This is a genomic window from Rhizobium sp. NLR16a, assembly GCF_017948245.1.
Taxonomy (GTDB): domain Bacteria; phylum Pseudomonadota; class Alphaproteobacteria; order Rhizobiales; family Rhizobiaceae; genus Rhizobium.
This window is the reverse complement of record NZ_CP072865.1, coordinates 4039291-4058123: the sequence shown is the minus strand read 5'-3', so window position 1 is coordinate 4058123 and position 18833 is coordinate 4039291. Positions and strand designations below refer to the sequence as shown.

Annotated in this window: 15 protein-coding genes and 1 tRNA gene; 10 read left to right on the top strand and 6 right to left on the bottom strand. The window is 60.3% G+C overall.

What is annotated here, in order from left to right:
* The first annotated feature begins 17 nt into the window (after positions 1–17).
* Positions 18–94: transfer RNA gene (locus tag J7U39_RS19685), tRNA-Met, on the top strand.
* A gap of 51 nt (positions 95–145) precedes the next feature.
* Here J7U39_RS19685 and J7U39_RS19680 read toward each other — a convergent pair.
* Both J7U39_RS19680 and J7U39_RS19675 read right to left on the bottom strand, forming a co-directional pair.
* Positions 146–3565 carry a DEAD/DEAH box helicase gene (locus tag J7U39_RS19680; protein ID WP_210629701.1) on the bottom strand — a complete coding sequence of 1140 codons (3420 nt, stop codon included), beginning with the start codon at positions 3563–3565 and terminating at the stop codon, positions 146–148.
* 29 nt (positions 3566–3594) lie between these two features.
* Positions 3595–3825 carry a hypothetical protein gene (locus J7U39_RS19675; protein ID WP_210629700.1) on the bottom strand — a complete coding sequence of 77 codons (231 nt, stop codon included), beginning with the start codon at positions 3823–3825 and terminating at the stop codon, positions 3595–3597.
* A gap of 341 nt (positions 3826–4166) precedes the next feature.
* On the opposite strand from J7U39_RS19675, the gene J7U39_RS19670 reads away from it, so the two are divergent.
* A complete protein-coding gene (locus J7U39_RS19670) occupies positions 4167–4949 on the top strand; it encodes a response regulator transcription factor (RefSeq protein WP_210629699.1) in 783 nt (260 codons plus the stop codon).
* Between the two features lie 116 nt (positions 4950–5065).
* Here the strand turns inward: J7U39_RS19670 and J7U39_RS19665 are convergent, their stop codons facing one another.
* Positions 5066–5386, bottom strand: coding sequence for a hypothetical protein (locus J7U39_RS19665; RefSeq protein WP_210629698.1), 321 nt, complete (start codon positions 5384–5386; stop codon positions 5066–5068).
* Positions 5387–5771: 385 nt separating this feature from the next.
* On the opposite strand from J7U39_RS19665, the gene J7U39_RS19660 reads away from it, so the two are divergent.
* The 5 genes from J7U39_RS19660 to J7U39_RS19640 are packed head-to-tail and all read left to right on the top strand — an operon-like array spanning position 5772 to position 11158.
* Positions 5772–6791, top strand: coding sequence for a UDP-glucuronic acid decarboxylase family protein (locus J7U39_RS19660; RefSeq protein ID WP_210629697.1), 1020 nt, complete (start codon positions 5772–5774; stop codon positions 6789–6791).
* 1 nt (position 6792) lies between these two features.
* Positions 6793–7776 (top strand): UDP-glucose 4-epimerase GalE, encoded by a 984-nt coding sequence (gene galE, locus J7U39_RS19655; RefSeq protein ID WP_210629696.1) that lies wholly within the window; start codon positions 6793–6795, stop codon positions 7774–7776.
* Positions 7773–9629, top strand: a complete 1857-nt coding sequence (locus tag J7U39_RS19650) for a glycosyltransferase family 2 protein (protein ID WP_210629695.1) — start codon at positions 7773–7775, stop codon at positions 9627–9629. Before galE ends, J7U39_RS19650 begins: the two co-directional genes overlap by 4 nt.
* A 35-nt stretch (positions 9630–9664) precedes the next feature.
* The gene (locus J7U39_RS19645) at positions 9665–10183 is read left to right on the top strand and encodes a DUF995 domain-containing protein (RefSeq protein ID WP_210629694.1); all 519 of its coding nucleotides are present in this window, start codon (positions 9665–9667) and stop codon (positions 10181–10183) included.
* 3 nt (positions 10184–10186) lie between these two features.
* On the top strand, positions 10187–11158 hold the full coding sequence (locus J7U39_RS19640) for a glycosyl hydrolase (protein WP_210629693.1): 972 nt from the start codon (positions 10187–10189) through the stop codon (positions 11156–11158).
* A 60-nt stretch (positions 11159–11218) separates the two neighbouring features.
* On the opposite strand, the gene J7U39_RS19635 is transcribed toward J7U39_RS19640, so the two are convergent.
* Complete coding sequence (locus J7U39_RS19635) at positions 11219–12505, bottom strand: ABC transporter substrate-binding protein (RefSeq protein ID WP_210629692.1); 1287 nt, start codon at positions 12503–12505, stop codon at positions 11219–11221.
* 147 nt (positions 12506–12652) lie between these two features.
* Here J7U39_RS19635 and J7U39_RS19630 point away from each other — a divergent pair, with 147 nt between their 5' ends.
* From J7U39_RS19630 to J7U39_RS19620, 3 genes are read left to right on the top strand one after another with little or no spacing between them, the layout of a single operon-like run.
* Complete coding sequence (locus J7U39_RS19630) at positions 12653–13681, top strand: LacI family DNA-binding transcriptional regulator (RefSeq protein ID WP_210629691.1); 1029 nt, start codon at positions 12653–12655, stop codon at positions 13679–13681.
* Between the two features lie 7 nt (positions 13682–13688).
* Positions 13689–15545: a DUF2264 domain-containing protein gene (locus J7U39_RS19625; RefSeq protein ID WP_210631715.1), complete on the top strand. Its 1857-nt coding sequence runs from the start codon at positions 13689–13691 to the stop codon at positions 15543–15545.
* On the top strand, positions 15542–16552 hold the full coding sequence (locus tag J7U39_RS19620; RefSeq protein ID WP_210629690.1) for a hydroxyacid dehydrogenase: 1011 nt from the start codon (positions 15542–15544) through the stop codon (positions 16550–16552). The genes J7U39_RS19625 and J7U39_RS19620 overlap by 4 nt, the downstream gene beginning before the upstream one ends.
* Positions 16553–16574: 22 nt before the next feature.
* On the opposite strand, the gene J7U39_RS19615 is transcribed toward J7U39_RS19620, so the two are convergent.
* On the bottom strand, positions 16575–17852 hold the full coding sequence (locus tag J7U39_RS19615) for a Gfo/Idh/MocA family oxidoreductase (protein WP_210629689.1): 1278 nt from the start codon (positions 17850–17852) through the stop codon (positions 16575–16577).
* Between the two features lie 149 nt (positions 17853–18001).
* Positions 18002–18832: a sugar phosphate isomerase/epimerase family protein gene (locus tag J7U39_RS19610; protein ID WP_210629688.1), complete on the bottom strand. Its 831-nt coding sequence runs from the start codon at positions 18830–18832 to the stop codon at positions 18002–18004.
* Position 18833 lies beyond the last annotated feature (1 nt).

Here is an 18833-nt window from a genome sequence, read left to right as displayed (position 1 = left end):
CGTCCGGAATGAAATATCGCGGGGTGGAGCAGCCCGGTAGCTCGTCAGGCTCATAACCTGAAGGCCGCAGGTTCAAATCCTGCCCCCGCAACCAATCTTCCCAAAAAGCCCGCCTCGTGCGGGCTTTCTATGTTTCCGGGAAACGTCAAAGCATGCGTTCAGCGAACGGCGCCGGAGTCCGATCTCTCACGTTCAGCTCGTTGCGGGCCAGGAATTCCGCGGGCCGGATCGTCTGCAATGCATTTGCTGCTTCCCTGAAATAGGGGAGCGTTTGCCAGAGCGTGCGGTCGCCGACGATGTAGAAACGACGCTTGGCGCGCGTCAGCGCCACGTTCAACAGGTTTGGCTTGGATGCGGCCCAGCCGGCCGCTCCGCGATGCTCGGCATCGGCGCCGAGGACCATGAAAACGATATCTTCTTCCTTGCCCTGGAAGGTGTGAACCGTGCCGACCCGTTCCTGAAGCCATTTCTGCAGTTTCGCTGGAGATCCGCGCGCATATCCGTCTTGGTCGATCCAGACCGCATGGAAAAGAGCCCGTCTCAAACTGGTCTTGATCTCCTTGAACGGGGAGATGAGGTAGATGTCCGGCAATGCACCGTCTCGGCGATAAGTCGAGGCGAGGAGGTCGACGATGAAGTCGGTCTGCTCGGCAACGGCCTGTTTGCCCGATACCTTGCCCTTGATGTCGATCCAGGCGCTGTCGCCATAAAAGGGCGATGCGTCGCCGGCCGGTCGGCGCTCGTGCAGCCCGAAGATCATCTTGTTCTGATAGGCGATCTGATTGGCAAGGCTGAACATCGGATCGATGCAGCGTCGATGCACCCTGAGTGGGCTGCCGATCCAGAGCCGATCTGCCTCTTCGCCCTGAAGCGTCGTTCCGTAGCGATTGGCGGCATCGGCCAGCATCTGCACCGACGCCCTGTTCGGCGAATATTGACCTGCCGCCGTGTGGGGTGAAAGAGCCGAGGCGCCTGAAATCAGCGCGCTCGGAAGCGTGAAAACCGGTTCGATCTGCAAGGGATCGCCGATCACCATGACGCGGCGCGCCCGCAACAAAGCCCCGACCGCCGCCTGCGGCACCGCTTGGCCGGCTTCATCGATGAAGACCCAGCCGATCGAGCCGGGCTTGAGCCCGCGGAACTGCTTGGCAAAGGACGCGAACGTCGTGGAGACGATCGGAACGATCATGAAAAGGCTCTGCCAGATCGATGCGATGTGTTTGTCATCGACGGGATTGTTGTTGGAAAGCAGCTTGGTGATGGCAACGATATTTCCGCCAAAACCTCCGCCCTTCCTGCCGACATCGGCCAACCAAGCTTCATGCAGCGTCAGCGCTGCTTCCAGCAATGCCGAACGCAGAGCCGCCAGTTCGTCCTGATGCCAGAGACCGTCGATCTGCACCTGATCCTTATCGAGATCGGTGAGACGCTCCGGTGCGGTGGGACGATCGAGAATTTCCCCCAGCCGCTCGAGTTCCTCCTTTTTCGCAGACCAGATTTTTCGTCGTGACCGCAGGGACCGTTCGGCCCGGTCATGCGCTCGCAAAGCCAGTTCCAGCGCGGGTCTTTCGGTTTTTGCAAGCCGATCTTCGCATTCGGCCAGCGCTTTACGCAGTTCCAGCTGCTTCCGCGCATTGCCGATGACGTCTTGCCGATGCTGCCGGGCCGGGTTGGTCGAGAGCACCCTCTTCCATCGTGCAGGAGCGCTGCGGTCGAGCAACTGTTGCTCCTCCTTCAGATAAGCCAAACCGTCGGCGATGCGGCGCATTTCGGTCGCCAGCATCTCGCATCGGTTCTGCGCATGCAAAACTTCGTCCGCGGCGGCGGCCACCCTCTCAAGCGCCTCGCGGCAGAATGCATCCTGCGAAACGGGTGCTATTTCATCGCGGAGATCGGCATAACGCGCATATTGGCCGATCTTTTCGCGAACCATCTCGTCGGCGGCATGAAAAGCCGATGCCGCTTCGGCAAAGCTTGGCCCCTCATAGCTCTTCAACCATTCCCAGATGGTCTGCGGCTTTGCGGCGCCCGACCAGCCGGGCTTCGGCCTTTCGGCGATTTCCATGAAGGCGAAACGTTCCTTGAAGGCTCGGCGGTTTCTGGAGTTGCCGAGCGCACAGGCGATCAACCCCCACGGGCGATCGCCGTCGGAGAGCTTGATGACTGCTCCATTGTCTTTCTGGCAGGCGATCTTGTGCGCGACCGTCTGCAGATATTGAAATGAAGATGTCCTTGCGATCGAGCTCTGCTTGGGAAGGTCGCGCGAAATATTCTCCACGGCGGCATTGTTGGAGGAGGCGACGACCATTTCGAACCCGGCAAGAGCCGGGATCAGCGCGGATATGGAGGCGGTGCTCCGATCCGCAAAACCGACACGGCGCAGCGTTCCGTCAAAGGCGTCGCGCGCCATCGTCAAGGAGGAGAGCACCCGGGCGCGCCGAACGATATTGTCGGCGAACATGTCCCGAAGCAGGGTCGTCTTTCCGGTGCCCGGCGGGCCGTTGACTGAGAACAATCCCGTTTCCGACAGGCCGCCGATCGCCGAATTGATCGCGAACTGTTGCATGAGGCTCATTGCAAGGTGAGGCTCGCTCAGCCAGCGTCCACGGTTGAGATTGCCGGGATGCAGCGCCCGAATGATCGACCGGCGCCCTTCCTCCGAATAAAGGTCGACCCGATTTTCACCTGCCGGCGGGTTGAGGTACCGCCGGAGCGGCTCCGGGATATTGCCCTGCTTGACGCAGATCATCGCCCGTTCGATATCCTCGATGAAGAAGCTGTTCAGAATGCCAATGTCTTCATCAAGGCTTGCACTTTCGTCTTCCTCGTCGGCATTGGATGCATGGTCCTCCTGTTGAGGCGGCAACGAGATCAGCTCGGGTCTTTCCGCCCTGTCGCGGTAGCGGATTTCAACGGCGGCGATGGGCTTTTCCTGGCGCGAGGCAAAACCCGCCCAATCGCAGAGCAATTCGTGCAGCGCCAGGATTTCGACGGCATCGATCGGCTGATCGGCGGCAGCCTCGAAGGATGAAGATCCCAGCTGTCGCTGCGCCTGAAAGTTCTGAAGTAACTCCGACAGCTGCCGCTTGCCGTCTGCAAATGCCTCATGGCTGAGCGAGGAGAGACCGGTTTTCCGTACCCGTCCGAGGGCCCACGGAAGCGTCGAGACGGAAAATGTTTCGAACATCGGCTGTCCGAGCGGAGTAAGCTGCAGGCTGGCAAAGCAGGTATCGCCATCGAGATCGCCGCGTTCGGCATCCTCATACTCGGCAATGTCGACCGCAGCGCTGTCGAAGTGCCTGCGGATCTCGGCAATCTCGGATTTGCTGAAAACGCCGAGGAACAGGGTAAAGCCGGTGATCTGCTTCTCCTCGGGTATGACAGGACGGCTGAGTGCAGCGCTGTCCTGCAAGAGCGTCTCTGCATGTAGCCAGAAAACGGTCCGTCCTTCGCCGGAGACAAGGCGACTGGAGAGATCATAAGGTATGAAAAACTCGATTTTATGCCAGAAATCGAGAATGGCCAGAAGCCGTTCCCGTTCCGCCCTGTCCGCATCAATCTGCATGACGTCTCACTGAGGAGTGCAAAATAGGCTCACGCCTCTTTTAGCAGCGATTGCAGCTCAAAATCAAAGAGCATGGTGATGATGCGCCCGGTCGGGTGCATTTCAACAGCCGCGCAAGCGTGCCAGTGCAGACGCGGCCGCCTTTCTTCACCTTGCAGGCGCCCCCTGTTCCAGCCCACGAGGGTCTCCGGCACGATATCAGCCCTGCGATGCAGCCGGAATGCGAGGCTTCTGCCAGGCATCACCGGGTTGAGCGCCAACTTGCGAGCGTTTCGCTTGTCTCGTAATCTTCAGGGGCAGATCGCAAAAATATTACAATTTGTACTGAAACATTACATCCACTGAATTATCTATAGTGGGGGCAAATATAACCTCGAAGTATAAGGATGGATAAAAATACAACCGATACGCAGTATCTTATTGTTTCTCGCTCCCTAAAACTAATCACTTTGGGCCATTTCCTTCCTTCTCAATCCGTATTAACATAATTAAGAAATGTCTAAAGAAGAAGGCGATGTCACAATAGGACCGGCATTTCATACTATCTTATACCTGCCATCGCTTCATGTTTGAGTAAAGTGTACCGCTAGGGGAGGCGTATATGTTCATGACAGGCTCAGGAATGGAGAATGCGGACCAGGCAAGAAAGTCTAGCCCATCCGGAGATACTATCCTTGTAGTAGCCAAGGCTGATCTGTTTTCAGAATGCATGGTGGAAGCGCTGGCAAAGAAATTTCCCAATTGCGATGTGCCAAGCATAACGAACGCAAATCCGATGCTGGAAAAGGATACCAGCGATATAAAGCTCGTCTTATTTTACCATATACCTGCGCCTGAGCTGCAAGACGCGCTGCAGGCGGTCAGAGAAAATCACCCGGAAACCTCGATCGGGCTTGTCGTCGAGGCCATCGACATGATGGAACCTTATGTCAGCCGTTTGGTGGAGGCAAGGATCATCGACGGCGTCCTGCCGCTTAATCTTCGACTTGATGTCTTCATGGCCGCAGTGGATCTGCTGATGAAAGGCGGGGAGCATTTTCCCTCCGCGCTTCTCAACCGCCTCACCAATAAGGGGGCCCAGCTGGAGCCCTCACTTTATCAGACCAAATCGGTTGATGCCGCCCGCAACAATGCGCTCAAGCTGAGACGCGACAGCATCTCCGCCTTGACGACCCGGGAGGTTCAGATCCTGGACCTCATCTGCAAGGGGACGCAGAACAAGATTATTGCCGACAAGCTGCATCTTTCCGAAAACACGGTGAAGGTTCACGTCCGCAACATCTATAAGAAGATGAACGTCCGAAACCGCACGGAAGCAGCGTCCCGCTTCTTCAACGACCATCCGGTCGGCGATGACGACATGTCCAGCCGGTGGCGCAACTGATCGATTGCGCCGCGCGCTTTTCATGCGCGCAACGAGCGTTGTCTCACTTTTGCGTTGAGCCTAGTTCTATCCTTAAATCGATTCCGATTTAAGGAATATGCAGCGGCGCTTTTGCTTCAGATCGAGGGACGCGCAAAGCAGCGCGACTTCTGCCCGAAGCCGCTTGGAGAGCAGATATAGCGCGCGGACCCGTGATAGGCGACGATGTGGGCTCGTGCCGCAGTCGGCCGAGCAGTTCGTTTTTCCGGGTAGGTATAGGCCTTCGACACGGACGGCGTCTCGACGACGACAACATTCTTTTTCGCGATGACCGCCATGTCGTCGTCAACCGCACAAGCCGTCGCTCCGATCGCAAGAAGCGTCGCTCCCCCGGCAAGCATCGCAAAATGAAATGGACGCCAGCCTTTCGGCTGGGCTGCGGCCCGATTTTTAAACATGACCAGATCCCTCGCATATGACGCTTCCGGATGCAAGACCGGTCGTGCAGTTCTGCGCGACCGACCTCTCCCCTCTTCTATCTCGTATTTATTGAGCAAAGCTTGAGCAGCGGCACGATTCCCGTTTTACGTGAGAAAACAAGTAAAATGATTAATCATTTGTTATTCTAAAGAACAACTATGTAATTATTTGGGATATTTTGCGCTTTTAAAGTTGACCGCGGTAACAATCTCCCTATCATTTCAATAGTAAATGAGCTAAATGAAGAATAACCTTGGAGGTTTATTCATGTATTTGTGCTTAGTTGCGTGAATATCCATCCGGGTAAGGGGGTGTGAAGCGTATCCATAAAACAAAAGACTAAACCGTGGGGAGGAGTTTGTAATGCGTAGTTTCGTTCCCGGCGAAGGCTCTGAAGTAAAGAACATGGCGGTGCTCAAGTATATGGGCACCGCTCTTGTAAATGGCGGAGCCGGCTTTCTTGGCTCGCATCTCTGTGAAAGGCTTCTGCTGGGCGGCCACAGCGTCATATGCCTTGACAATTTTTCGACCGGGCGCCGTGCGAATGTCGAGCATCTCGCGTCGAACCCCCGCTTTCGCATCATCGAGCACGATGTCCGTCAGCCCTTCGATATCGAAGCGTCGCTGATCTTCAACTTCGCCTCGCCGGCCTCTCCGCCCGACTACCAACGGGACCCGGTAGGTACCCTGCTCACCAACGTACTTGGCGCCGTCAACACATTGGACTGCGCGCGAAAGACGGGCGCGATTGTCGTTCAGTCGTCGACCTCGGAAGTCTATGGCGACCCGACCCAGAGCCCGCAGCGCGAATCCTATTGCGGCAATGTCAACTCCATCGGACCGCGCGCCTGTTACGACGAGGGAAAACGCAGCGCCGAAACCCTGTTCTTCGACTACCACAGGACCTACGGCGTCGATATCAAGGTCGGCCGCATCTTCAACACCTACGGCCCGCGCATGCGCCTGGATGACGGCCGGGTGGTCTCCAACTTCATCGTGCAGGCCCTGCGCAACGCCGACCTGACCATCTACGGCGACGGCCAGCAGACCCGCTCTTTCTGTTATGTCGATGATCTTGTCGAAGGTTTCCTGCGTTTCTCGGCCTCCGGCAGTGCATGCCACGGCCCGATCAATCTCGGCAACCCGGGCGAGTTCACCGTCCGACGCTTGGCGGAGATCATCCGGGACCTCACGAATTCGCGTTCCCGCATCGTTCACCTGCCTGCTGTCGTCGACGATCCCCGCCAGCGGCGGCCGGACATCTCCCGGGCGAAGACGGAGCTGGCATGGCAGCCTCATATCGAGCTCGAAGCCGGCTTGGCGCGCACGGTCGAATATTTCGACGGCCTGCTAGCCGGGACGAAGCAGGCGGAGGCTGTATGAGATGCCCCGCTATATTCTCGTCACCGGCGGCGCCGGTTTCATAGGAAGTCACATCTGCAAAGCGCTGTCGCGCGTCGGGATGATTCCGGTTACCTACGACAACCTCTCGACCGGACATGCCGACAGTGTCCGCTGGGGCCCGCTCGTCCGCGGTGAGCTCGGCGACGCAGCCGCGCTACGCCAGACGATGGCTGAATTTTCGCCGGATTGCGTCATCCATTGCGGCGCCAACGCCTATGTCGGCGAATCCGTCGACATGCCGAGGAAATATTACCGCAACAATGTCGTCGGCAGTCTCACGCTGCTCGAGGCCTGTCTCGACCAGGACATCGACAAGATCGTCTTTTCGAGCAGCTGCGCCACCTATGGCGTTCCCGCCTCGTTGCCGGTACGGGAGGAAAGCCTGCAGCAACCGGTCAATCCATATGGCCGCACCAAGCTGATCTTCGAGATGGCGCTCGAGGATTTTGCTGCCGCCTACGGCATCCGCTTCGCCGCCCTGCGTTATTTCAACGCGGCCGGCGCCGACCCGGAGGGCGAGCTTTCTGAGCGTCACGAGCCCGAGACACATCTCATTCCTCGCGCCCTCCTGGCTGCCGCCGGCAGGCTGGAGCGGCTCGATATCTTCGGCACCGACTATTCGACCGAGGACGGAACCTGTGTTCGCGACTATATCCATGTCAGCGATCTTGCGCAGGCGCATTTGGCCGCCGTCAACCACCTGATCGCAGACGGCGCCTCGCTCAGCGTCAATCTCGGTTCCGGCCGCGGCACGTCAGTGCGCGAGATCCTCGACGCGGTCTATCGCGCCAGCGGCCGCGAAGTCCCCGTCCGTTATCGCGCTCGCCGCCCCGGCGATCCGCCGATCCTCTTTGCCAATACGGCTCGGGCCAAAGCAGAGCTCGGCTTCGTGCCGGCTCTTTCGGATCTCGACACCATCATCCGCACGGCCGGACCCACCTTCGGGCTGGAGGTGACGGCATGAGCCTGGTTTCGGAGATCGATCACCGGATCAGGACGGCGAAAGCCGCCGCTGATGCATTCAACCCGGTTTTCACCGGTCGGAAGCGTGTCGCCTATGGTTTCGGCATCTTCTGCTGGCTGGCGGCACTCGGCTATTTCTGGATCTGGTGGTGTCAGTCCGCCCATATCATCTCCTGGTCAGCCTTCGTGCTCGTCACCGTCGTGCTTGCCTGGATCACGCTTGTGCCTGCCTATTTCATCCTGATCTTCCTCGATGCGAGAGCGATCAGTTCGCGCGCCCGGCTGCCGGAAGGACGCGTGGCGATGGTCGTCACCAAGGCGCCGTCCGAGCCCTTTGCCGTCGTCCGCGCCACGCTTCAGGCGATGCTCGATCAGACCGGTGTCGACTTCGATGTCTGGCTGGCCGACGAGGATCCTTCCGCGGAAACCAGACGCTGGTGCGCCGAGCACGGCGTGCTGATCTCGACGCGAAAGGGCGTGGCGGAGTATCACCGCACGACCTGGCCGCGCCGGACGCGGTGCAAGGAAGGCAATCTTGCCTATTTCTACGACCATTTCGGTTATGCGCGTTACGATTTCGTCGCCCAGTTCGATGCCGATCATGTGCCGACACCGACTTATCTCCGTGAAGTCCTGCGCCCCTTCGCCGATCCTGGCGTCGGCTATGTTTCCGCTCCCAGCATCTGTGATGCGAATGCCGCGGCGAGTTGGGTCGCGCGCGGCAGGCTCTACGCAGAGGCAAGTCTGCACGGCTCGCTGCAGACCGGTTACAACAATGGCTGGGCGCCCCTTTGCATCGGCTCCCACTATGCGGTCCGCACATCAGCCCTTCGCCAGATCGGGGGCCTTGGGCCCGAGCTTGCCGAAGATCATTCGACCACGCTGATGATGAACGCCGGCGGCTGGCGCGGCGTCCACGCGATCGATGCGATCGCTCATGGCGACGGCCCGGCGAATTTCGTCGATCTCGCCGTGCAGGAATTCCAGTGGTCGCGCAGCCTCGTCACCATCCTGCTGCAATATTCCCGCCGCTATGTCATCCATCTGCCCTGGCGGCTGAAATTCCAGTTCGTCTTTTCGCAGCTGTGGTATCCGCTCTTCTCCACCGTCATGGCAGTGACGTTCCTGCTGCCGGTGGCCGCCTTGCTGACGGGCCAGGTCTTCGTCAACGTGACCTATCCGGATTTTCTGCTGCATTTCGCGCCGATATCGATCGTGCTGGCGCTCTTTGCTTTCTTCTGGCGGGCCACGGGAACTTTCCGGCCGTGCGATGCGAAACTGTTTGGCTGGGAAGGGCTCGCCTTCATCTTTCTGCGCTGGCCATGGTCGCTGGCCGGCAGCCTGGCCGCCATTCGCGACCATGTCTCCGGTTCTTTCGTCGACTTTCGCATCACCCCGAAGGGAAAGCAGCAGCAGCAGTCTTTGCCGCTGCGTGTCGTTGCGCCCTATCTTGCTCTCGCGGGGCTTTGCGCCGCAGCCATGGCGCTCGCCGGCGAGGCCGCCGCTCAGGGCTTCTATCTTTTCGCCGCGATGAACCTCGCGATCTATCTGTCGTTGACGGTGCTGATCGTCATTCGCCATGCGATCGAGAACGGCCTGCCGCTGCTGCCGCAATCGCGCGGCCTTTGGTTCGCGACGGCCATGGGTTTGGCGATCTGTGTCACCGGCGGCATGCAGGCGGGCAATCACGGTCTGCGCGGCCTCGAAGCCCTTTCTCATGGCCAGACGCTTGTCAGTTTCAGCCAATCGCAATTTGCCGTCGCCGGGGCCGGGCTCGGCAAGACCAGGACCGTGAAGTTTCGCCTCAGGTGGAATGGATTCGGAAGCACGGGACGGGACCAACAGGGTGTTTGAACCGGCCAACCGGCATGTGTCGAGAGGAGTATACAATGAGCATCGGACCGAGACTGTATGGCATAGCCCTGGCTCTCAGCCTGTGCCTGCCTGTGGTGGCGCAAGCTGCCGAGGCCGCTAAGAAGCCGCCGACACCGCTCAGCGCCTATGAACTCTATCGTATCTACGGTGACAAGACCTGGACCTGGGGCACCGGCGGCGGCCGTTTCTTCGATGAGGGCCGGCGGTTCGTGGCCTGGACCAACGACAAGGGCAAGCAGTCCTTCGCCGAAGGCAAATGGGTGGTCGACGATCTCGGCCAGCTCTGCATGCGCGCGACCTGGACGAATGCCGAGGGAGCAGCGCGTGCCAGCACCTGTTTCGGTCACCGCAAGATCGGCAACACGATCTACCAGCGCCGTCAGCCCGACGGCGATTGGTACGTCTTCCGCCATTCTTCGGTGCGCCAGGATGACGAATTCCGCAAGCTCGTCTCCACGGATACCGTCAGCGCCAAGGCGTATGACCTGAAGCAGCTCCTGCTGCATCAGGAAATAGCCCGAAAAGGAGGGTGAGCCATGAAGAAGCTGACGAAAAATCACCTCTCCACCGCCGCCATCGCGCTGCTGCTGTTGTGCGTCGCGGAACTGCCGGGCCGAAGTGAGGTGCAATATGCGGGCATTGCGTCGAACCCGGCGGCGAGCGCGCGGACGATCATCGACAAACGCCCGGTCGTTCATGCCGATGGCATCAAGTTCGGCGCCTACGACCCGCATGGGGATTTCGGCGCTCAGGCCAACGTTTCGACCGAAGCTCTGTTCTTGCCGTGGGAAGACGTTGACCTGGAGACGCTGCGCATCGCGGATGCCTATGCGCTGGCCAGGGGCCGCAACCTGCTGATAACGGTGGAGCCTTGGTCCTGGGATGTCGATTGGCGGCTGACCTCGGGCGAGCTTCGCGCAAAGGTTCTGCGCGGCGACTACGATGTCAACATGCGGGCGATCGCGCAAATGATATCCCAGCTGAAAAGCCCCGTGATCCTCCGCTGGGGACAGGAGATGGAAGACAAATCCGGGCGGTTTTCGTGGGCCGGCTGGGACCCGCAAGACTATATCACCGCCTACAAAAGAATGATGGACATCCTCCGCGAGGAGGCGCCCGGCACCGAAATAATGTGGTCGCCGAAGGGCCTGCCGGGCCTGCAGGACTACTATCCCGGCGACGATTATGTCGATCTCGTCGGATTGTCGGTCTTCGGGCTGGAGCGCTATGATGAACTTGCTTACAACACGCACCGGACCTTTTCGGAGGCGCTGAAGCAGGGGTATGATCTCGTCGCCGGCTACGGAAAGCCCATCTGGGTCGCAGAGCTCGGCTACGAAGGCGGCGACGCCTATATGAGGCCCTGGATCGACACCGCGACTCTGAAGCAGGGCGCCTTCCCGAACCTTCGGGAAGTGGTCTATTTCAATGACCGGGACGTGAACGCCTGGCCGTTCAATCTCGGCCGGCCTGACTGGCGCGTGGTCGAGAGCTTGGCGGCCAACTGATGTTGCGAGGGAGAGGCCCGCCGGGGTTTGCGGCCCTCTCCTTTCATATCAGGCAGGCGATCATCCCTTGAGCGTTGCCTTACCCTCTTCGACGAGCCGGGTCGCCGCATCGGCGGGCGAGGTCCGTTCGAAGGCGAGTTCGTCGCAGATCGGGCGCAGCACGCGCTGGTCGAATTGCGTTGCACCCATCGGCACCGGCGGCGGATATTCGCCGACCTGATCCTTGAGCATATTGACGTATTTGACCGTTTCCTGCTCAGTCGGGTTCAGCTGCGGTAGAATGGCTTCACGCACGGCCGGCGACATCGGCACGCCGCGCTCGACGCCGAGAATCTTGCCGGCTTCGATGTCGTTGACGAAGAAGTCGATAAATTTCGCGGCCGCTTCGCCATTCCTTGTCGTGGCGCCGACACTCCAGATCAGCGCAGGGCGGTAATAGTGGCCCGACGGCCCGCCCTTCCTTTCCCGCGGCAGCATGGTGATGCCGATTTTGTTCTTGATGATCAGCTGATAGCCGATCATCTGGTTGGAATAGGCCATGCCGATCACCGATTTGCCGAGACCGAGGGCGTTGGTGTCGATGGTGTTCTGATCGAGCGTCTGGACGTCGGCAGCAACGGTGCCTCCTGCCTTGCGCAGCTTCTCCCAATAGTCGAACCACTCCGTGGCATCGTCGGCCGTGAAACCGAGACCGACCGTTTCCTTAGCAAAGAGGCTTTTGCCGCGCTGGCGCAGCCAGGCATCGAAGACATAGGCGTAGCGGGCCGCATAAGGGCCGCCTGCCTTGCCCGAGGACTTGCCGAGTTCCACCGCGAGCTTGGCATATTCATCCCACGTCAGGTCGGGTGTCGGCACCGGAATGCCTGCCTTTTCGAATTCCACCGTGTCGAAGAACATTGAGAAAGAGTTGAGGCCGAGGCCGACACCGTAGAGTTTCCCGTCGATGGTGGTCAGTTTCAGCACGTCGGCACCGAAGGACTGAACCTTCAACGTCGAGGGGACGAATTCGTCGAGCGGCATGCAGGCGCCGCGCTTGGAATAATCGGAGATGGTTCCGGGCTCGAGCTGAAAGACGTCAGCGATCGAGCGGCCGGCCATCTGCGTGGCGAGCTTCGTCCAGTAGCCGTCGCCCGAAAGCGATTCACCGATGATCGTCACACCGGGCGTTTTCGACTGGTAGAGTTTGGCGACGTCGAGCGTCCGCTTGGCGCGGTCGTTCGACCCCCACCACATGGCTCGCAGCTGCGTGTCTTCGGCAAAGGCCGGGACGGCGCTTCCGGCGCCAAAGGCAAGGCCGGCGAATGCACCGGCTGAACCCATCAGAAATGAACGGCGATTGACCTGCATCGGTATCCTCCCTTGTCCCAATATGTCCGCTGCCATCCTCCATGGCGTCGTCCGGCATTTTCGTGAGACAGGTTACGCAAAAACGAATTTATTGCAAGAAATAAACTCTGGTATTGCAAATTTGCATTATTTGCATAAAGTTTGCCTATGAGCGATGAAAAAGTCAGACGGCTGCGACAGGCCGACATAGCCACATTGGCCGGCGTCTCCGTTTCGACCGTGTCGCGCGTGCTCGCCAACGAACCTGGGATCAGCGAAACCGTCCGGCGGCAGATATTGAAGGTGGCCGCCGAACACGGTTATCCGGTCAAACCTGCTGCCGAAGCCGTTGCCGGCGGGCTGGCGCTGATTGCCAGCGACGGCGTCACCGGCGGGCTCAGCGTCTTCTACGAAGCGATCGTCGACGGCTTGCGTACCGGAGCCGCCGAAGCGGGCATGCCCTTCGAAATTCGCATGGTCCGCGAGGATCGAATCACGCCGGATGCCCTGCGCGACTATATGCAGGCGGCGGGTGCCCAGGGTCTTTTTCTCGTCGGCATCGATCCCAACGACACTCTGCGTGATTGGCTGCGGGCCACCATGACGCCGACCGTGCTTGTCAATGGCACTGATCCCAGGATGCAGTTCGACGGTGTTTCGCCGGCTAATTTCTTTGGGGCCTACGAGGCGGCCAGCCGGCTGACGAGGGCTGGCCATCGCCGTATCCTGCATCTGAGCGGCTCTCACCGCCATACGATTCGGGAGCGCATTCGTGGCTTCGAGGCGGCGATCTCCGCCGTCCCCGGCGCCGAAGGACGATTCGTTTCGCTGGCGCTGCAGGGTAGCGCAAGCCGCGAGGCTCATGAACGCACCGCGGCAGTTCTTGCCGAGAATGCCGGCTTCACCGCGGCGTTCTGCATGAATGATTTCATTGCCGTCGGCGTATTGGAGGCGGTCACCGAAGCCGGCCTGCGAGTGCCGGACGATTTCGCGATTGTCGGCTTTGATGATCTGCCCTGCGCATTGATGACCAATCCGCGGCTTTCCACCATGCGGGTCGATCGGGCTGCCCTCGGGCGCGAGGCTGTGTCGATGATGCTCACCCGGTTCCGCAACCGAACAGCGGCTGCGCGCCACATCTGCCAGGCGGTCGTTCCCGTTCCGGGAGGGACCGTTGCCAATGCCGAGAACCCGTGAGGTGCCGATGACCTATGATCCCGCCAGCGCCAATCCGCTTGCCGGCAATCCGCTGGAAAGCCGCGCCGATATGAGCCGCGCTCTGCTCGCGCTCTTCGATCCGCTGCTTCCCTGTTTTTCCAAGGGCAATGCCCGCGTCAGGCTCAGTGGTCTCGCCGCCCATTTCGATCGGGCGGCCGCCGATCTCGAGGGTTTCGCCCGCCCGCTCTGGGGATTGGCCCCTTTTGGCGCCGGTGGTGGAGAATTCGCCCATTGGCATCGTTTTGCCGAAGGCCTCGCAAACGGCACCGACCCCGCCCATCCCGAATATTGGGGAACAGTCAACGGCCGGGATCAGCGGATGGTCGAGCTTGCTGCCCTCGGCTTTGCCCTGGCGCTGGTGCCGGAAAAGATCTGGGAGCCGCTTGATGCGCGTGCCCGTGGCAATGTCGTCGCCTATCTCAAACATGCCAGGCAGTTCGACTATGCCGACAACAACTGGAAATTTTTCCGCATCTTCGTTGATATCGCCCTCGATCGTCTCGGCGTTGATTTCGACCGCAGCCTGACGCGGCAATATCTGCAGGAGCTCGAAGGCTTCTATATCGGCGACGGCTGGTATCGCGACGGAAACGTGCGCCGCATCGACCACTACATTCCCTTCGCCATGCATTTTTACGGGCTGATCTATTCGAAGCTCGTCGATGACGATTATGCGAAACGCTATCGCGAGCGCGCCATCTTCTTCGCCCGAGATTTCCGCCACTGGTTTGCCGCCGACGGCGCGACGATCCCCTTCGGCCGCAGCCTGACCTATCGCTTTGCCTGCGCTGGCTTCTGGTCGGCGCTCGCCTTTGCCGATCTCGAGGCTTTGCCCTGGGGCGAGGTCAAGCATCTCTGCCTGCAGCATCTGCGCTGGTGGAGGGACAAGCCGATTGCCGATCGTGACGGCGTTCTGTCGATCGGTTTCGGCTACCCGAACCTGCTGATGTCGGAGAGCTACAACTCCGCCGGCTCGCCCTATTGGGCCTTGAAGGCCTTTCTGCCGCTCGCAATCGCTGGGGATCATCCCTTCTGGACCGCCAGCGAGAAGGCGCCGGAGCCGGCGCCCGAGGTCGTTCCCCAGCGTCATCCCGGCATGGTTCTGATGCGGGCAGGCGGCGATGTCGTGGCGCTGTCTTCTGGCCAGGAAAACCTGCAGATGCGTTTTGGCACTGAGAAATACGCGAAATTCGCATATTCGGCCCGGTACGGCTTCAGCGTCGAGTCCGATGAACGCGGCTTTGCGCTGGCCGCCTTCGATTCGATGCTGGCCTTCAGCGATGACGGCCTGCACTACCGCGTGCGTGAAACGAATGAGGAAGCCCGGCTCGCGGGTGATGTGCTTCATTCGAGATGGTCGCCCTTCCCCGATGCCGAAGTCGAAACCTGGCTCGTGCCCGCCGCCCCCTGGCATATCCGCCTCCACCGGATCAGGTCGGGCCGGCCGCTGCGGATTGCCGAAGGCGGCTTTGCCACCGGCCGCCGCGACTTCGAGCAGGATCGGCTGTCGGCCTCGGAGGGGGCAGCCTATGCGATCGGTGAAGCCGATTTCACCGGCATTCTCGATCTCGGCTCTTCGATCAAACGTGTCGGGCTCGCGCAGAAGGCCCAACCCAACACCAATGTGATCGTCGCCAAGACCATCGTGCCACAACTGCGCGGTCAGATTCCGGCCGGCGAGACCATCCTGGTGACGGCGGTGCTGGCGCTCGACGATCCCGCCGCCGTCTCGTCGGCCTGGACGCAGCCGCCGAAAGCGCCCGATATTGCGGCGCTGCAGGCGCTGGTGCGGGAAAAGGGCGTGACCGTCAGCGCCATCGAAGCACCGGGTCAGATGCCATGAGCCGACCGGCCATCGTCCTTGCCATGGAGCCGTCCCGCACGGAGCATGTCCTGCCCGATGAGATCCTGCGCCGGCTCGATGCGATCGGCCGCCTGCTTGATCCCGAGCCGCTGCAGCGGCTGGACGACGCGCGGGCGAGACGCCTGCTTTCCCGAGCGGAAATCCTGATCACCGGCTGGGGTGCGCCCTGTGTCGGGCCTGAGATCCCTGCTGTCGCGCCGCGGCTGCGCCTCGTCGTCCATGCGGCCGGTACGGTCAAGGGCATCATCGATGACGCCATCTTCGAAGCCGGCATCGCGGTCAGCCACGCGGCCGAGGCCAATGCCGTGCCGGTTGCCGAATTCACGCTCGCCGCGATCCTTTTTGCCGGCAAACGCGCCTTCCGCTTCCGCGAGCTTTACGTCGGCGACCGCAATCGCGATCGGACTTATCCGATGCAGCGCGAAGCGATCGGCAATTATGGCCGAACCCTCGGCATCGTCGGCGCCTCGCGCATCGGCAGGCGGGTGATCGAACTCCTGAAACCTTTCGACTACAGGCTGCTGCTGTTCGATCCCATGCTCGATGCCGCCGAAGCAGCCGGTCTCGGAGCTGAAAAGGTCGATCTCGACGAATTGATGCGGCAAGCCGATATTGTTTCCCTGCACGCGCCGTCGCTGCCGTCGACGCAGCATATGATCGATGCGCGAAGACTGTCGCTGATGAAGGACGGGGCAACGCTGATCAACACCGCGCGCGGAATCCTCATTGATGAGGCAGCCCTGCTTTCGGAGCTGAAGACCGGCCGCATCGACGCGGTGATCGACGTCACCGATCCGGAAATTCCGGAAGTGGGTTCGGCATTCTACGATCTGCCCAATGTCTTCCTGACGCCGCACATCGCCGGCGCCATCGGCCTGGAACGGGCGCGTCTCGGTGCGATGGCGGCGGACGAGGTCGAGCGTTTTACAACGGGCCGGCCGCTGCTCTACCAGATCAGCCGGCAGGATCTCGAAAATATCGCCTGACGCATCCCGTCAGGGACACGCGTCAGCGTGGTGATCTCAAGGAATTGGGCGAGCCGTCATTGGCAAGCTCGGGCATCAACTCGGCGATATCGACCACCTTGTCGGTGCGCGAGCTCGTCAGCGCCGCAATGCCGCAGAGCACGGACATGGCGCCCGCCCGTGTGCCGGCGCGCTGGCCGAGCCGATCTTCCATGCCGGGCTTGAAGATCATGTTGCGCATCCGATCGTCGCCGCCGTAATGGCCGCCGGTGAAATGCGGCACGACGATGCGCTCCACCGCCTCCTTCCCATTCGGGAAATTGCGAATGAGAAGGATCGTGTCTTCCTTCGGCACCTCCCAGGGCTGAGCCTCATACTGGCGAAGCTCGATACGTCCCTTGATACCGTTGAAGGCGAGGTGATGGCCTTCGATCGGCTGGAAGGTGTTCAGCGAATAGGAGACATGGACGTTGTTGCGGTAGCGGATGGACACGACCATCGTGTCGGGAATGTCGATATCTTCGCGGAAGACGCAGCCGTCTCGGAAATAGCCGTCGATCTTCGAAGGATCCTCGTAAAGCTGATCGAGAAAGGGATCCTTTTCGATATCGAGATAATAGTCGCATTCCTGCGCGTGCGGACAGAGCTTGCAGCGGGGGCCGCGGAACGGGCCCCTGCGGCCGTAGTTCTGCAGGTCGGCAAACGAGGTGACGGCTTCCGGATCGCTGTCGAGATACCAGTTCAGCAGATCGAAATGGTGGGTGGCCTTGTGGACGAACAGGCTGCCGGAATTTTCCGTATAGGCATGCCAGCGGCGGAAATAATCAGCGCCGTGCTTGGTGTTGAGGTACCAGTGAAAATCAACCGAGGTCACGCGGCCGATCTCACCGGCGTTCAGGAGCTCTTTGATCTTCGCGGCTGTCGGCGCATAGCGATAGTTGAAGGAGACGTCGACCCGGCGGCCGGAGCGTTTTTCGGCGTCGAGAATCCGGCGAATTTTCTCGATCGAAGTGGTCATCGGCTTTTCGGTGATGACATCGATGCCGGATTCCAGCGCCCGCACGATGATATCGTCATGCGTATGGTCGGGCGTGCAGACGATGGCAAGATCCGGCTTCTGCTCGGCGAGCATGGATTCGATGTTGTCATAGAGCGGCGCATTGCTGCCGATCATGTTGCGGGCGCGCTCGCCGCGTAGCGCGTTCTTTTCGACGATGGCTGTGAGATCGACATGTTCGCGCCAGCCGGCAAGCAGGTCTTTGCCCCACATGGTGGTGCCACGGTTACCGGTGCCGATCAGGGCAAAACGGCGTTTCTCCATCGAATGACTCCTCTTTCATACGTGATGAAACAATGGGATTTCAGAGCAATTCCAGCAAAAGTGTGCAGCGGTTTTTGCGTCCGGAATTGCGTAAAAACAAAGAGATAGAGCATTTTCGTGTTTCGAAGAAAAACGGAAATGCTCAAGAATCACATCTGGCAGCAGCTCCGGAACCGCTCGACGCAGGTGGCGATCACCTCGTCGGCCGGACGCTTCCACCAGTTTTCGGCCGAGAAGATCTCCACTTCCTGTGCGCCGAAGAAACCGGCGGCTTCGATCATCCGTCTTATGCCCTTCAGGTCGATGACGCCATCGCCCATCATGCCGCGGTCAAGCAGCATGTCCTTCGTCGGCGCCAGCCAGTCGCAGATGTGATGGGCGAAGATACGGTTCATGCGTCCGGCGCGAGCAATCTGGTTGGCAAGATCGGGATCCCACCAGACATGGTAGACGTCAATCGCCACGCCGACATCCTCGCCGAGCGGCTCGCACATGTCGAGCGCCTGGCCGAGCGTGTTCACGCAGGCCCGGTCGGCGGCATACATCGGGTGCAGCGGCTCGATTGCAAGTTTCACGCCGGCAGCCTGCGCATGCGGCAGCACGGCGGCAATGCCGTCGAGTACCATCTGACGAGCCGCGACGATATCTTTCGATGCACCCGGCAAACCACCGACGACGAGCACGAGGCAATCGGCGGAAAAGGCGGCCGCCTCGTCGATGGCCCGTCTGTTGTCGTCGAGATTCTTCTGCCAGTCGGCCTCGTTTGCCGCCGGAAAGAAGCCGCCGCGGCAAAGGCCGGTCAGCTTGATACCGTTCGATTTAACGATCCGCACCGCCTCGTCGAGGCCGACCTTGGCGACCTGGTCGCGCCAGGGCGCGATCGAGGTGATGCCGTGATTCAGGCAGGTATCGACGGCTTCGGCAAAGCCGCATTGCTCACGGATCGTCGCCAGATTGATCGAAAGTCCTTCGACCTGCATG

Bases quoted from the DNA above. Each gene is read 5' to 3' on its own strand.
- J7U39_RS19650 (WP_210629695.1), top strand. From the start codon at position 7,773: ATGAGCCTGGTTTCGGAGATCGATCACCGGATCAGGACGGCGAAAGCC.
- J7U39_RS19620 (WP_210629690.1), top strand. From the start codon at position 15,542: ATGAGCCGACCGGCCATCGTCCTTGCCATGGAGCCGTCCCGCACGGAG.
- J7U39_RS19680 (WP_210629701.1), bottom strand. From the start codon at position 3,565: ATGCAGATTGATGCGGACAGGGCGGAACGGGAACGGCTTCTGGCCATT.
- J7U39_RS19640 (WP_210629693.1), top strand. From the start codon at position 10,187: ATGAAGAAGCTGACGAAAAATCACCTCTCCACCGCCGCCATCGCGCTG.
- J7U39_RS19665 (WP_210629698.1), bottom strand. From the start codon at position 5,386: ATGTTTAAAAATCGGGCCGCAGCCCAGCCGAAAGGCTGGCGTCCATTT.
- J7U39_RS19635 (WP_210629692.1), bottom strand. From the start codon at position 12,505: ATGCAGGTCAATCGCCGTTCATTTCTGATGGGTTCAGCCGGTGCATTC.
- J7U39_RS19625 (WP_210631715.1), top strand. From the start codon at position 13,689: ATGACCTATGATCCCGCCAGCGCCAATCCGCTTGCCGGCAATCCGCTG.
- J7U39_RS19615 (WP_210629689.1), bottom strand. From the start codon at position 17,852: ATGGAGAAACGCCGTTTTGCCCTGATCGGCACCGGTAACCGTGGCACC.
- J7U39_RS19630 (WP_210629691.1), top strand. From the start codon at position 12,653: ATGAGCGATGAAAAAGTCAGACGGCTGCGACAGGCCGACATAGCCACA.
- J7U39_RS19610 (WP_210629688.1), bottom strand. From the start codon at position 18,832: ATGCAGGTCGAAGGACTTTCGATCAATCTGGCGACGATCCGTGAGCAA.
- galE (WP_210629696.1), top strand. From the start codon at position 6,793: ATGCCCCGCTATATTCTCGTCACCGGCGGCGCCGGTTTCATAGGAAGT.
- J7U39_RS19660 (WP_210629697.1), top strand. From the start codon at position 5,772: ATGCGTAGTTTCGTTCCCGGCGAAGGCTCTGAAGTAAAGAACATGGCG.
- J7U39_RS19645 (WP_210629694.1), top strand. From the start codon at position 9,665: ATGAGCATCGGACCGAGACTGTATGGCATAGCCCTGGCTCTCAGCCTG.
- J7U39_RS19670 (WP_210629699.1), top strand. From the start codon at position 4,167: ATGTTCATGACAGGCTCAGGAATGGAGAATGCGGACCAGGCAAGAAAG.